The sequence below is a fragment of the Palleronia pelagia genome (genome assembly GCF_900110115.1).
Classification (GTDB): domain Bacteria; phylum Pseudomonadota; class Alphaproteobacteria; order Rhodobacterales; family Rhodobacteraceae; genus Palleronia; species Palleronia pelagia.
The window spans coordinates 193,160-207,283 of sequence record NZ_FOCM01000005.1 but is presented as its reverse complement, the minus strand read 5'-3'; the positions used below and the strand labels follow the sequence as shown (position 1 = coordinate 207,283).

Below are 14,124 nucleotides of genomic sequence, written 5' to 3'. Positions count from 1 at the left end.
TCATTGGAGCCCGCAGATTTCAGCCAGGAAGCTGGCGGGGAGCACAAGGTAACCATTCTGGTTCAACAGCCTGTGCTGATCTGGCGATGCGACGACGAGCCGGCCGAACGGCGCCCGGCTGAGCCCGAGTTCACGCACCCCGTGCGACATCAGCCCGGCGGACGCATCACTGCCGGTACCGCGCCCCACAACGAGGTAAATGCCCGCAGGGTCCGGTACTCCCGCCTTCGCCGAAACGGAGGCGACGGGACCGGCCCAAAGAGCCAGCACGAAGGCACCGATGATCCAGACCGAGTTTTGCATCGCGGGAACTGATCGCACCGAAATATTGAAAGATGCTTAAACTCGGCAAAGCCGTTTGCTTTCCGAGATCCAACCATTGGTCCTCGGGTCCCATCGGGCGGATGGAATGGGTAGATCATCCAATACCGAACGATCTTCATGTCCCGATTGCCTGACGTAGGGTCGGACCGGAGTACCGGTGCCAGCGCGGTGTTCTCGCCGGTCGGCGAAAGCCGTACTAAAGTCCACGAATAATCTGTGGACCTAGCGGCTGTCTGGTGTCGCGCCGACGCTGTACCTCAAACGCTTTCCGCGAATCCCAACTGCGGGTGCGGCCAATATTCATTGATGGAGAACATTCCAAAGTGCGTTTGCGCCGAGCGGACGGCATCAGCGAGTCCGAGAGCCATGCGCGGACGCTGCGTTACCCCGCGTTCGGGGAAATGAACGGGTTGTTCAAAGAATTGCAGAAGTGTGCATGATTTGCTTAGATTCGTTCGCAAAAGCCGATCAAGGGTTTCGTTCTCATTACCCTCGTGCGAGGGTCGCCCGTCATCGTGTAACAGGGAGCCGATGTGACGAGCAGCACTAGACTGAGAGGCGTCGTCGGCGTCGGGGCCTCTGCCGGAGGGCTGGAGGCTCTCAACGAGCTTGTCGCCGCGATTCCCGAGGGCAGCGGGCTGGCCTTCGTGGTGGTTCAGCACCTGTCGCCCGATCATCCGTCGATCATGGACGAATTGCTGTCGTCGCACACGGCCCTGCCGGTGTGGAAGATAGAAGACGGCATGGAGATCTCGCCCGACCAGATCTTCGTCATCCCGTCCGGGCCCGCGCTGGAAGTCGTCGACGGACGGTTCCACCTTCTGCCGCGCGACGACCGCAAGGGCATCCGGACACCGATAGACGTTTTCCTGACGTCGCTGTCCGAGGCCTATGGCGAAGATGCGTGCTGCGTCATCCTGTCGGGCACCGGGACGGACGGAACCCTTGGTCTCAAGGCGATCAAGGCCGGCGGCGGCGTCGCCATCGTTCAGGAGGCGGCATCGGCCCGATTCCCCGGGATGCCGGACAGCGCGGCTGCCACGGGGGTCGTCGATGCGCGCCTGCCGGCCGGTGACGTGCCGGCCAACCTCATTTCGCTGCTCAATCACCGCGACGAAGTGCGCAACGGGCACCGCGGCGACGCCGTGTTCACGACGATCGAGGCCCGGCTGGACCAGATCCTGGAGCTGCTGGCGGCCGAGGACGGCCAGGATTTTTCGAGCTACAAGCCGGGCACCCTGGTGCGACGGATCGAGCGGCGCATGATGCTGCGGATGAAGCACGACATCGATGATTACGTGGAGCATCTCCGGGCCGACCCGGACGAGCGGACCCGCCTGCTTCAGGATTTCCTGATCGGCGTGACGCGCTTCTTCCGTGATCCGAAGGCCTTCAATGCCCTGACGGGGCAGGTCATCGCGCCTTTGCTGGATCGTGACTAGGACAAGTTCCGCGTCTGGGTGCCCGGCTGTTCCACCGGAGAGGAAGCCTACACCATCGGCATCCTGTTTTCCGAAGCGTTGCGCAAGGCCGACGACCGCCGTGAATTGCAGATCTTCGGCACCGATATCGACCTCAACAGCCTGCGCCATGCCCGGGCGGCGATGTATTCGGACGCCGCGCTCGAGGGGATGCCCGACGCATTGATCGAGCGGTATTTCACCGCGCAGGAGGGCTACCACCAGGTCGGTCATCGGCTGCGCGAACGGGTTGCCTTTGCGCCGCACAACCTGCTGCGCGATCCGCCATTCTCGCGCATCGATCTCATTTCGTGCCGGAACCTGCTGATCTATCTCAATGCGGACGGTCAGAATTCGGTAATGCCACGGTTCCACTACGCGCTGCGGAATTCCGGTTTCCTGTTCCTCGGGCCCTCGGAATCCGCCGATGGCCGGGGCACCTATTTCTCGGCCGTGTCGCGCGAACACAGGATCTACCGGCGCAACGACTCGGCGTCGGTGGGCTTTTCCGCTTTGACCGGCCGGCGTCCGCCGCAATCGGTGATGCCCCAACGCCATATCGACACGACCGAACCGATGTCCTTCGGCCATCCGCCCAAGAGCCTGGATTATGAATCCAGGATCGACCAGATGTTTCTCGAGCGGCACGCGCCGCCCTTTTTCGTCGTCAATGCCTCGGATGAGGTGAGCTATCTTTCGGGAACGCTGGGCCCTTACGTGCGTCCGGCGAAAGGAGCGCTGTCGGCGAGGGTCGAGGATCTTTTGCTGCCGGAGCTGCGGTCCGTGGTGCGACCCCTGGTGGCGCAGGTGCGCGACGAGGGCGGACCGAAGACCGAGATCGCGGTGATCACGGTGGACGAGCGGTCGCAATGGCTGCGAGTCACCGTCGACCGCCTGCCGTTCTCGGATGGCGACGCGATGATCGTGCTTCAGCAGGTCGAGCGCGTCAGCGAGGCGCAACCCGCACAGACACAAAGCCGGACCGACCCGATGCGGGCCGCCGAAGAAGAGCTGTCATCGCTGCGCCGGCGCCTGCACAGCGCCGAGGCCGGACACGCCGCGTCCGAGCAGGAGCTGCGCAGCGCCAACGAAGAACTCCTGTCGATGAACGAGGAATTGCAGAGCTCGAACGAAGAGCTCGAAACCTCGCGCGAGGAATTGCAGTCCATCAACGAAGAGCTCGAGACGATCAACGCCGAACTGTCGGAGAACAACGCGCAGCTGAACGAGGCCAATTCCGACCTGAAGAACGTCCTCGACAGCACCGATATCCCCAAGCTGATCCTGGCCCAGGGCCTGATCGTGCGGCGCTTCACCCGCAGCGCCCGTGACCTGCTCCATATCGACGACCGGGATGTCGGACGGAAGGTCACCGACCTCAAGTGGCGCATCGACTATCCCGAGCTTGCCGACGATGTGCGCCAGGTCGAAGAGACGCTCCAGGTGGTCGACCGTGAAATCACCAATTCCGCGACCGACGAATACTACCAGGTCCGGGTCCGGCCCTACCGCAGTATCGACGACCGGCTGGACGGCTGCATCATCACCTTCTTCGACGTCACGCGGCGCAAGCGGGCCGAGCTCGAACTGCGCGAAAGCCGCGAACGGTTGGCGGCCGCGCTGGAGGCCGGTGAACTGGGCGTGCACGTGTACTATCCCGAGACCGGCACGCTGATCTGGGATGACCGGATGCGCGAAATTTGGAACGTCGCCGAGGACCGCGAGATCGATTACGACCTGTTTGTCGACCGGATACACCCAGAGGACCGGGGGACGACGCAGAAGGCCGTGGATGCAGCGTTTGATCCGGACGGGGACGGTAAATACGTGGCCGAGTACAGGGTCCTGCAACCGGACGGCCCACCGAAATGGGTGCGCGCCGATGGCAGCGTGCGGCGCCAGGAAGGCGCGCCCGACCGCTTGGTGGGCACCGTCCGGGATGTGACCGAGCGGCACGAGGCCGAGCAGCGGATGCAGGAATACGCCGCCCGGCTCGAGCTGACCTACGAGGTCACGGGCATCGGCGCCTGGGAGTGGCACATGGAAGGGGATGTCTCGGAGTGGACCCCCAACATGTTCGACATTCTCGGGGCACAACGCGATGCGAAGCCGTCGCTGGCGATGTTCTCGGAGTTCATCCTGGACGACGATCGCGACCGGGTCATGGGCGAACTCGAGGCCGCCGTCGAAAGCGGCGAGCTGTTCGACACCCAGTTCCAGATCCGTCGCGGCGACGGGGAAGAGCGTGTGCTGATGGCCAAGGGGCGGGCCATCTACGATCGCTCGGGCAAGCCGGTCAGCATGGTCGGCATCAACTACGACGTGACCGAGGACGTCGAGAAGGAAGCACGGCGCGATCTGCTGACGAACGAGCTGAACCACCGCGTCAAGAACTCGCTCGCCACGATCCAGTCCATCGCGTCGCAGACCATCCGCCACGCGCCCGACATGGCGACGTTCAAGAAAAGCTTCCTGGGCCGCGTTCGCGCGATCTCGCGGGCGCATGACCTTCTGATCAACGGGGAAACCACCGAGGTGACGGTTGCCGACATGGTGGCGACCCAGGTCGAACCCTACGCGTCGCGCGCCGACGACAAGGTCGAGACCCGGGGCCCGCGCATCCTGCTGGGGCCAAGCGTCGCACACGCCCTTGGCCTGGTGCTGCACGAGCTGGCCACGAATGCCTCGAAATACGGCGCGCTGTCAAGCGACGCCGGCCGGGTCGAAATCAAGTGGGAAGCAATGACCCGGGAGAATACGCCGGCGGTGCGGATCGTCTGGCGCGAGATCGGTGGCCCCCCCGTGCACCCGCCGGAAACCACAGGTTTCGGATCGGTGCTGATGGAAGAGACCCTGTCGCACAGCATCGGCGGGCATACAGAAATCGATTACAATCCTGACGGTATCGTGGCTATCATCGAATGCGTTCTGCGGGCAGGGGAAGAATGATGGATCAACCGGTTCTCGTGCTGGAAGACGAGGCGGTGGTGGCGATGGACATCGCTGCCGAGATCAAGGACGCCGGCTGGCGCGTGCTGGGCCCCGCCGGCACGCTCGAGCGGGCCGCGGAATTGCTGAAGGTCGAACGGCCGGCTGCCGCCGTGCTCGACGTCAATCTCGGGGGCGAACGCTCGCTGGACCTGGCGAGACAGTTGCGCGACGACGGAGTGGCCGTCATGTTCCTCACCGGCTACGCGCCCGGCGTGATCCCGGACGAACTCTCCGGTTGCCTCGTCCTTCCGAAGCCCATCGACCTGGACGCGATGGTGCGTGCCTTGTCGGAGCTCGCACCCCGAAGCTGAGGGGCGATGTCATCAGTGGGCTTTGGCGGAGGAATCATCCAAGGCTGCAAGCTTTCTGTCCATTCCCGTCGCACGGCCGTAGGCGGTGTCCAGAACCGGGTCACGGAACTGGACGACGATGCGAATTGACCGGTTCGGCGCGCATACGGGACGCGGGGCGTCTCCTGCGCTAGGCCCATTCGCTGCCGGATCACGCCTTTGCAACGACCGAGCTCGGGACCGCCGACATTTGTTGCAACCCGGCGTATCCCCGAGCACCGTCACGCACCACGATGAAATGTTCGGACGCATCCTGAGCCGCGCACCGCGCGTCTGCTCATGAATCCGCTAAGCCAATGATTTTGAATGGAGGCGAGTACCGGAATCGAACCGGTGTACACGGATTTGCAATCCGGAAAACTTCTTTGATATCAAAGGGAAAAATTGTAAACGGACTTGTTTCGTTCAGGGTCAATTTTCAATAGGTTACGAGGCCCAAGTAAACGGTTTTTCACACTCTCCCGCTCTGGCGAAAGGGCAAAGAAAAACCGCTGAGGGGGCGGCCACCCACCTCAACGGCATAGAAGAATATTTCCGTCCCAATGGTTACGGCATTTCCGGTCTAACCTCAACCCAATTGGCGGTGAGACCATGAGCTGGCGCATTGCAAATGAATGCGCCGAGCGCCGCTTTGGCAGCGCCGCGCGCAAGCAGATCATCATGTTCCTAGCCGACAAAGCGAGCGACGATGGCTCTGGTATCTGGTGTTCGAAGGGGACCATCCAGCGCCACACAGAGCTCAGCGAGAGCACGGTCAAGCGCACCATCATCGACTTCCTACGCGAAGGCATTCTGATTGAGACGGGACGGCGGCACTGCAAGAATGGCTACACCGTCATTTACCGCATCGTTCTGGAGCGCGTGGCCGCGCTCGAACCCACGGCAGAGCCCGAGATTGAGACGGGGGTCTCTGTGAACCCCGTCCAGCCTGAACCCGGTACGGGGTCCACGGTGGACGGGGTACGGGGTTCACGGTGGACCCCAAACCACCCTAAAACCATCCATAAACCACCTACGCGCAGGCGCGAGGCGGCGGCGGAGGTTGAAGATCTTGAAGCTGAGAAGATCTTGGCGGCCTATCCCGAAGACAGGATCCGAGACCGGCGAACCAGTCTGCGCCTAATCGCTGCGGCCCTGAAGGCCGGTGTGAAGCCCGAAGACCTGCTTCAGGCGGTCAAAGCCTATGCGAAGGAAAGCGAGGGCTACACCCGCAGCAAGGTTTGTTTCTCGGACAACTGGTTCAAGATGCGGCGTTGGGAGAAGGGGCTGGCCCAGATCCAGGCCGACCGCAAGAAAGCGCGAGAGGCCGAAGCCAAGGGGCGCGCCAGCCTCGCCGAGTGGATCCACGAGCGCCATCCCTTGTGCCGCCACATCACCAACCGGCAGATCGAGGATTTGATCGCATCCAAGATGGTGACGCCTGAGCAGGTGCGGGCTGCGGGGCTGCAGGCGTGACTTTCGAGGGAAGGCAACGCAATCGTTTCGTTCGAGCAGACGCGTTGGATGAGTGCGGTTAGGTAACCGGATTGTGTGGCGTAATGGTAACTTTAACGCCCCCAGTGTTATATTAAGTTAACATAAGATGCGGCTGGTGTAGCGGCGTTGGGTTATGGAGCTAAGCGATGAAATTTGACATTAATGTTTTCTCAGCGTAACATATTGATGCTTAGTGTCGCTTGGAGATATCATTATGGCTGTTCCGATCAAAATGCCCAGGGCGGCGCGTAAGGAGCTCGTGGCACTTGGGGAAAACATTCGTGTTGCACGACTGCGCCGCAAACTGACCGCTGAGATTGTTGCGCAGCGTGCTGGCACAACGCGGCAGACCATCGCCAAGATCGAAAGCGGCAACCCCGCAGTGAAGATCGGCACTTACGTGGCCGTGTTGCAGGCGCTCGGCCTTCTGAAAGGTTGGGGGGATATCGACGATCCGGTTGGCGAGCAGATGGCCCTGGATGACCTCCCGCAGCGTGCGAGATTGAAAAATGGTTGAGGTCTGGATCGACTGGAAGGGGCTGAAACGGGTTGGCACGCTCCACCGCACAGCGGGGCGCGGCCGAGAGCGGGTGTCCTTTACCTATCATGACGGCTGGCTTGCCGACGAAAATGCCTTTGGGCTTTCGCCGGACATGCCTCTCGTCAGAGGGCAATTCGTGCCTGAGGCAGGGCAGGACATGCTTGCACCGCTTGGAGATTCTGCCCCCGACACTTGGGGCAGAACTGTGATGCGGCGCTATGAGGGGCGCATGGCAGAGGCCGAGGGGCGACGTCCGAGAGTGCTGCAAGAAACCGACTACCTGCTTGGGGTGAATGATGAGACCCGTTTGGGTGCGCTGCGCTTCAGGGTTGATGGCGACTTTCAAGCACGCGAAGGCATCGGCGTGCCTGCGCTCGTGAGCCTCGGGGATTTGCTTCATGCGTCTGAGCGCGTTCTGCGCGGGGAGGAGACCGCTGAGGACCTCAAAATGCTGTTTGCACCGGGAAGTTCTCTGGGCGGCGCTCGGCCAAAGGCCAGCATCCTTGACCAGCACGGCCGCCTGTCTGTCGCCAAGTTCCCGAAAGAGACCGACACCTATTGCGTGGAACGCTGGGAGGCCATAGCGCTGGAGCTGGCAAGGCGCGCTGGAATTACGGTCTCGGATCACACGCTTGAGATGGCTGGCGACAAGCCTGTTTTCCTGTCCCATCGGTTTGACCGGAACGAGGACGGCAGGATCCCGTTCATTTCAGCTATGGCGATGCTGGGCGGCAAGGATGGCGAAAGCTACAGCTATTTGGACCTGGCAGATATCATCACCTCAGAAAGCGTAACGCCCGACCAAGACCGCGAGGAACTCTACCGGCGGGTGGCCTTTTCCATTCTCGTGACGAACCTTGATGACCATATGCGTAATCATGGATTTCTGCGTGGGCGTGGCGGCTGGCACCTTTCACCGGCCTACGACATCAATCCTGTGCCGAACCAACCGCGCGTGCTCAAAAGCTACGTTGATGACGATAATCCGGATGCCAGTATCGCCCTGCACCGTGCGCAACATGAATCCTACCTTCTCGAACGCGGCGAGGCAGACCGCATCATTGCAGAGGTAGCCGAAGCAACTATGGCTTGGCGTGACGTTGCTCGGGCTTTGGGGGCTCCTGAGAGGGAAATCAAGGAGATGGCGACAGCCTTCGAGCACGAGGAAGCGGATTTGGCGCGAGCGTGAATTATGGTGATCGGCCAGCCTGGGGTTCTTGAGATGAGGACGCAAATCCATTGGCCTCGAATTAAAATACTTTGAAAGCGGATGCTAATGAGCAGATCCAAATTTGAACTTAATCTCGATACTGTTCGAAAATTGGCGCTTTTTGTTTTGAACAGCTTGGCGGATCAGCCAAAAGAGTGGGTTGCTGTCGGTAAGGCTTATCAGGAACTGCACGGCTTTGGCGACGATCCGATCTTCAACCAGGTTTTCGTGCGCCTCTTCACTGTGATGAGAGACGAAATGTGGGTCGGGTCTCCGCAAGAAGGACCGAAATTCACGGTCGGCCTGACTTTCAAAGGGCAAACCGTCATCCGCCACGAGGCGGAAATAGACTTGATCTACAAGCGACACTTTCATTCATGGGCAAAGACTATCGAAGCAGCTGCTAGAAAGCGGCGGCATCTCGATCAACAGCGGGCAGCCAAAGAGCAAAAAGTCCAAAAGATGCAGGAAAAGGCGAAATCAAAAGAAGCTCGCAGAAAAGAAGAGGTGAAGCGACAAGCAAAAGCTCGTCAGAAGCGAGAAATGTCATCACTCGTCGAAAGCGGAAAAAGAATTCGCTCTTCCCTGTCCAAGTCAAACAATGAGCAACTCTTAAACCTGTGGAAGGCAAACACATCACGTGCAGCCAATTCGACAGGCCAAAAGAAAAACGAACACCTTTTGATTGTTTCCGCTGTCGAAAAGGAGTGGAGGCGAAGGGTCCGAGATCTGCCCGAGGTGGAAGCGTTCAAATGGCCAACCACAGATGTGGGAAGCGGTCATGGTGGTGGCGATTTCGAGAGGGCTGAGGAAAGCTTTCTGAAAGTGCTCGGATATACCGTCGGGAAAACAAATGGCTTGCCAGCATCAACACGGCAGTTGATCCTGGACCGCTGCTTCTCGGGGCATCTTCCACCAGTCGAAGGGATTTCGGCGCTTCGTATGTGGGGCGAACCAAAGTCTGCTTTGAGGCTTAGAAAAATCGCTTATCACATTGCCGGTCTAGCGAAAAACTTCAAGAAAATGCAGTCACGTGGCTACGAGGATGCGATTTCGGATTGGGAAGACGATCTGAAGTACATGCATGATAAATACTACGTCCTTCATTTTGGTTTCAGTTGGCCAGGCCGTGGTCTCTAGTTCTGGTTCTTTTTTGAGGCTTTTGTAAGTTACGCAGCAGTATTTTGGGGATGCCAATTCTTCGTTCTCACTGTCGTGTTTCCGATTGCTGAACATAAGCGGGCAGCCGTGTCAGACGCGGGGCAGTCCCCACTTCAATCAGAAAATTCCCCTGCGCCAGCGCATTCCTCGCGAGGCAATTTTCTCGCTGACAGCCCCTTGGTGCCAGCTTTGGTCATGTTCATCGAAACATTCAAAGTGAGGATCGAAAAATGGCTACTCAAACTCTGAAACTGAACGTCAAATCCGGCGAAAAAGACGGCAAGAACTTCTGGGACCGCTGCGGCGTCCTCTTCGTCAACACCGACGACAGCGGCAACATCACCTCGATCAACGTCAAACACAGCATGTTCCCCGATGTCGAAATGGTCGCCTTCCCACGCCGCGATGAAGAACCGGTCAACGAGTGACCTTAGCGCCAGGGCGGGTTTCCCGCCCTGGCTTTCTTCTGGGGCGACAGAACTAATCTGTAGTTCGGCTTTCAGGTGAAATTTCGTGGGCATGGCCGATTGATTTCTGCCGTATTCACTTCGCTATCGGCTGGACTGTAAGGACGTATTCGCACCACGTCGCCGGTGCCCTTGGGTTCCCGATCATGGTCAGCTAGGTTTTCGAGATGTGTAGGAACGCCGCTGATTTCAGATTTGTCGATGTACATCCAAGAGTACTGCTGGTCGGGGCCTGTCCTGGACGTGAAGAAGAACGGGACGGACGGCCTTTCGCAGGGCAGTCCGGACAAAATCTTGAAATCATGCTGCGACGCTTGCAGGTCCTGCATCCGCTGGTTTTTCCATCGCCGCAACTAGATGCCTACAGCTTAGTCAATGCACATTCACTGCCAAGATATCCCGAGCGCGAGGGATATGATGGGAGCACGCAGCCACGCAGACAGGACGTTCTGGCACCCGAGAACCGGGCTAGGCTCATTGCCCGTTTGCAACGCGTTCAGCCCGAAATCATCGTTTATCTGGGAAAGGCGGCACAGTTCGCCCACGAAGTGTTTGAAGAGCATATTCCTGACATAAGAGCCTACCGAACAGGGCACCCATCAACCCAAGCCTGGAATACTCCGCGCCAATATCGAGGCATGCCGCGAGAAGAAAAAATTCGCCACTGGGCTGAAGACCAATTCGCTGCAGTTGAGTGAAGCCGGCGGACGGCCCAAAGCGTGCGAAATTGGGCTGCCTCTGTTCTGAGGTCGAAATCCCGATAGGATCCCCGACGTCGAAATGGTCCCCTTTCCGCGCCGGGACGAAGATCCGGTCACCGAGTGACCTGAGCGCCAGGGCGGGTTTCCCGTCCTGGCCTTCATCGCTGAAAAAAAGGTTGCCAGCTAGGTAGCTTCGTCTTGAGAGCGGACCTGCGGGTTTAGTCGCGAAAGCGGTTCGCTGAAAGCCGCTTCCAGTTTTTGGATATGAGCCGCAAGCCAACCAATCATCTCGGGCCATGCTTCCCGGTTGAAACCGTCAAAGGGTTGAGCGTAGACGATGCGGCTTGCCTTCTTGTCATCCATGCGTCGCCAATCAAGCTCAGCACCGAACGCCGCCTCGATCGTATCTTTCTGTCCATATAATTGATCGAACAGCCATTTGTTCTCTGCGGTTTCTGACCGCTGCAAGCTTATCTCGACCCGCGCTTCATCTCTCGAGAAGATCATCTGATAGGGGCAAGACCGGGTCCCAGATCCTGCGCTGAGCCAATGATCCTTGGTAGGGCTGATATTCTGGTAAAGTGTAACGCCGTCGACACGCAGCTGTTCAAGGGCCGCTTCCCAGAAGTCCAAGCGCAGTTTATGCCGCTTCTTCTGTGTGTCCTGAATGGCTTTCTCTTCGTTTTCTTTGCTAGACATTCCGATCATGAAGTCTGCCGCCTCAGGCGTAGGTATGATCTGCTGAATGTCGACCATCAGCTCGTCGCCAAACGAATATGGGGTCACTTTGAAGCATTGTGCGCGAATTCCGCGGCTAAGGAGCCACAGCACCGTTGCCGTGACCTCGCGCCGAAAATTGGCTGCGATGAAGATCATCCTTTGGTCATTACCGGGGTTCAGGACGGTCTCTTCCAACTCCTCGACCTCCATGAACTCACAGATCCGCACGGCCGCATTGCCACCGCCCGCATAGCGGTCGAGGTATTGCTGATAGATGTCGACGATCTGCGTCTTTGTCAGGCCCGAGACATATGCGGTGTATTTCAGCGCCTGCCAGGTGACATCCCTGCCGCTGTCATCAAGCTTGTTCTCGATCACAACGAGGTTGCCGTCCTTGTCGAGCGCCAAGAGATCCAGGCGTTCGCGGGTTTCATCAAACCCGTCGAACTCCTTCTGAATGATCAGCAATTCTTCACCGAGGGCGTCAGGCTGGTTCGCCAGCCACTCCTGCAGATGGTCGCGCTCGCGCAGGTTCAACTCAGAAAAGCGCTTTTGGGATAGGCGGGACAAACGGTTTTGGTTCAAATCAACGCGGAACATGGCTTGGCTCTTTTATGAAATATCTACTCAGTTTCACCGTTAGTCTTGCCGCACATAGGTCACATAGAAGTTCTTCAGCATGCGGTGCTCCTGCAGGCGGTCACCTAGGCTGAACCCGTCACGTCGCATAGGCGCTTGGAAAATATCTAGACCGCGATCAAGTACGATTTTCCAGCCGGTATCGGTGACGATATCTCTCGAGTGCGCGGTCCCTGAACCATCAAATGCCCAGGTGAAATCAACGCCCGAACCAATGCATGCCTCGGTAATGCTCTCCAGCAATTCGCGTTGCTTTTGCACGTTTCCGTCATCAGGCCCGGTGACAAGATGGATGGCCACTTGATCTTCCAACGCCTTGCGTTGAATGACCATTTCGACGAATTCCATCATGTTCTTGATCTGGTAAAAATAGCGAATGTAGGGGTCTGTCACCACGATCCGAGATGCACCGTCCAGATAGGGCCCAAACAGTTTATCGTAGCTGACGCCCTTTCGGTTTTCGGCGAATACGTGGTGCCCCTCTTCGGTGCGCGGCTTGGCGGGCGCTGAGGTCTCCGATGTTTCGCGCGGCACATGTTCGACTTCGATGACGTCATCATCGACTGCATCAGTGGATTGGTCCTGCTGCTTTGGGTCTAAGGCAGGTTTCAGATAGTAGAATTGGGGGAACTCTTGCTCTTCGACGGTTTGGACGCGCCGCTTTTCCCCGTCAGAGCCAGTGTAGAAGAAGTCGACATCTGGATAGGTCGCATCGATCCGAAACAGTTGGTCCTTTACGCGCTTTCGACTTTCAAGTGCGAGCTGCAAGAGCTCTTCAACGTCATCGGCTGTTTCATCTCCGGCAGGGAAAATCACCTTCAGGAAGCCCGACATGGTCTTGTAGACGGCGTCCCGATCACGGGTTGAAATCTTCTCGCTGACTTTGAAATGCAGGTCCGGCCGGTTGGAGAAGTCTTCTTGGCGCAAATGGCGAAGGATCTCGGCGAGGTAGTCGACAATGAACCCGTAGCCAGTGGTGAACATCTCGCCTCGGATCACGTCGATCTCCCAGCCAGGCAGATAAGCGTGGAGGCGGTCAATGAATGCAGAGTCATGGAACTGGGGCGGCAGGGCTTCGAACAAGTCGCTGTTCTTGAGCATGAATGGCACATTGTGGTCTGTGTTGCCGACAAACGCGAAGCTCGCTTCTGCCCCCATGGGGTTAACCCCGCGCGAGAAGGTCTTGTTTGCCATGTAGTTTTTCATGATATCGACCAAGGCTTTGTTCGCGGTTTTCTCGCGTCCCGCAAATTCATCAAAGGCCACGACATCCCAGTAGCCGACCAGTCCGATCCGCCCATTCGAGTTGTTTACAAACAGCTTCGGGATGGTCACTTCGCCGCCAGAGATCAGCTGGCCGTGTGGCGAAAACTCAGAGTAGATATGCGATTTACCCGTACCCTTTGGGCCAAGTTCGATGATGTTGTAATTTCGCTCGACGAAGGGGATCAGGCGCATCAGCTGCAGGAGCTTGCTTCGGCGGCCGAAGGCTTCAGGATTGAAGCCGATCGACTGCATCAGGAGATCGATCCACTCTTCTTTGGAAAATTGCGCGCGCGCCTCCTTGTACCCCTCGTAATCGACCTTTGCGATCTGAATGGGTTTGATGGTCTCGAGCACCCACGGAGATGTTCTTGCGTCCTCTGAAAACTCGTATTGGACATCGGCAATACACCATACGCCGGTCACAAGCAGCTTTGGGTGCGCTTTGACCGTTCCGCTATCCACCGCAACCTTTTTGATGCCCAGGTTGTCGAACGTGGCTTCGTAACTGTCTGTTTTTTCGTTCAGTGAGACGCTGATCTGATCGATGACCTTGTAGCGACCCTTTTCCTTGATCGTGGATTGGATCAGTCCCGCTTCGCTTCTGTGAACGTAGTGCTTTCTAAGGATTTCTTTGACGGTTTCGATGCCGCTCTCGATCGATGCTTCGTCGTCAGTCGCACAGTACTGCCCAAGCAGGTATTCGAGGACATATGTTGGAACGATTGCGTTGCCTTTGACCGCTTTAACAAGGTCTTTGCGGACCACGTAGCCCGCGAAATGCTCGTTAATCTTTTCGTCGAGTGCGCTCATGATAGGTC

12 protein-coding genes and 1 pseudogene are annotated in these 14,124 nt (G+C 58.2%); 10 read left to right on the top strand and 3 right to left on the bottom strand.

The features are described from left to right. Entirely contained in the window at positions 1-303 is a 303-nt protein-coding gene (locus BMX96_RS12490) for a hypothetical protein (RefSeq protein WP_091845798.1), read from the bottom strand. Between the two features lie 554 nt (positions 304-857). Here BMX96_RS12490 and BMX96_RS12485 point away from each other — a divergent pair. The 10 genes and pseudogenes from BMX96_RS12485 to BMX96_RS12450 all read left to right on the top strand — a co-directional run bounded on the left by BMX96_RS12485 (position 858) and on the right by BMX96_RS12450 (position 10,678). Next, a complete protein-coding gene (locus tag BMX96_RS12485; protein ID WP_091845797.1) occupies positions 858-1,766 on the top strand; it encodes a chemotaxis protein CheB in 909 nt (302 codons plus the stop codon). Between the two features lie 15 nt (positions 1,767-1,781). Then, positions 1,782-2,237 (top strand): annotated as a pseudogene (locus BMX96_RS20135) (CheR family methyltransferase); the annotation flags it as partial. A 90-nt stretch (positions 2,238-2,327) separates the two neighbouring features. After that, on the top strand, positions 2,328-4,733 hold the full coding sequence (locus BMX96_RS12480) for a PAS domain-containing protein (protein WP_330220643.1): 2,406 nt from the start codon (positions 2,328-2,330) through the stop codon (positions 4,731-4,733). Beyond that, a complete protein-coding gene (locus BMX96_RS12475) occupies positions 4,733-5,086 on the top strand; it encodes a response regulator (protein ID WP_214606847.1) in 354 nt (117 codons plus the stop codon). The genes BMX96_RS12480 and BMX96_RS12475 overlap by 1 nt, the downstream gene beginning before the upstream one ends. 630 nt (positions 5,087-5,716) lie before the next feature. Beyond that, the gene (locus BMX96_RS12470) at positions 5,717-6,580 is read left to right on the top strand and encodes a hypothetical protein (protein WP_091845794.1); all 864 of its coding nucleotides are present in this window, start codon (positions 5,717-5,719) and stop codon (positions 6,578-6,580) included. Positions 6,581-6,815: 235 nt separating this feature from the next. Beyond that, complete coding sequence (locus BMX96_RS12465) at positions 6,816-7,118, top strand: helix-turn-helix domain-containing protein (protein WP_058260762.1); 303 nt, start codon at positions 6,816-6,818, stop codon at positions 7,116-7,118. Next, complete coding sequence (locus BMX96_RS12460) at positions 7,111-8,331, top strand: type II toxin-antitoxin system HipA family toxin (protein ID WP_091845793.1); 1,221 nt, start codon at positions 7,111-7,113, stop codon at positions 8,329-8,331. Before BMX96_RS12465 ends, BMX96_RS12460 begins: the two co-directional genes overlap by 8 nt. An 87-nt stretch (positions 8,332-8,418) precedes the next feature. After that, positions 8,419-9,492 carry a hypothetical protein gene (locus tag BMX96_RS19340; RefSeq protein WP_139210086.1) on the top strand — a complete coding sequence of 358 codons (1,074 nt, stop codon included), beginning with the start codon at positions 8,419-8,421 and terminating at the stop codon, positions 9,490-9,492. Between the two features lie 251 nt (positions 9,493-9,743). Then, on the top strand, positions 9,744-9,941 hold the full coding sequence (locus tag BMX96_RS12455; protein ID WP_091845792.1) for a hypothetical protein: 198 nt from the start codon (positions 9,744-9,746) through the stop codon (positions 9,939-9,941). A gap of 206 nt (positions 9,942-10,147) precedes the next feature. After that, on the top strand, positions 10,148-10,678 hold the full coding sequence (locus BMX96_RS12450) for a uracil-DNA glycosylase family protein (RefSeq protein WP_091845791.1): 531 nt from the start codon (positions 10,148-10,150) through the stop codon (positions 10,676-10,678). Positions 10,679-10,864: 186 nt separating this feature from the next. On the opposite strand, the gene BMX96_RS12445 is transcribed toward BMX96_RS12450, so the two are convergent. Together BMX96_RS12445 and brxL are read right to left on the bottom strand one after the other, a co-directional pair. After that, positions 10,865-12,001, bottom strand: a complete 1,137-nt coding sequence (locus BMX96_RS12445) for a DUF4268 domain-containing protein (protein ID WP_091845790.1) — start codon at positions 11,999-12,001, stop codon at positions 10,865-10,867. Positions 12,002-12,040: 39 nt separating this feature from the next. Beyond that, positions 12,041-14,116 (bottom strand): BREX system Lon protease-like protein BrxL, encoded by a 2,076-nt coding sequence (brxL, locus tag BMX96_RS12440; protein WP_091845789.1) that lies wholly within the window; start codon positions 14,114-14,116, stop codon positions 12,041-12,043. Between the last annotated feature and the right edge of the window lie 8 nt (positions 14,117-14,124).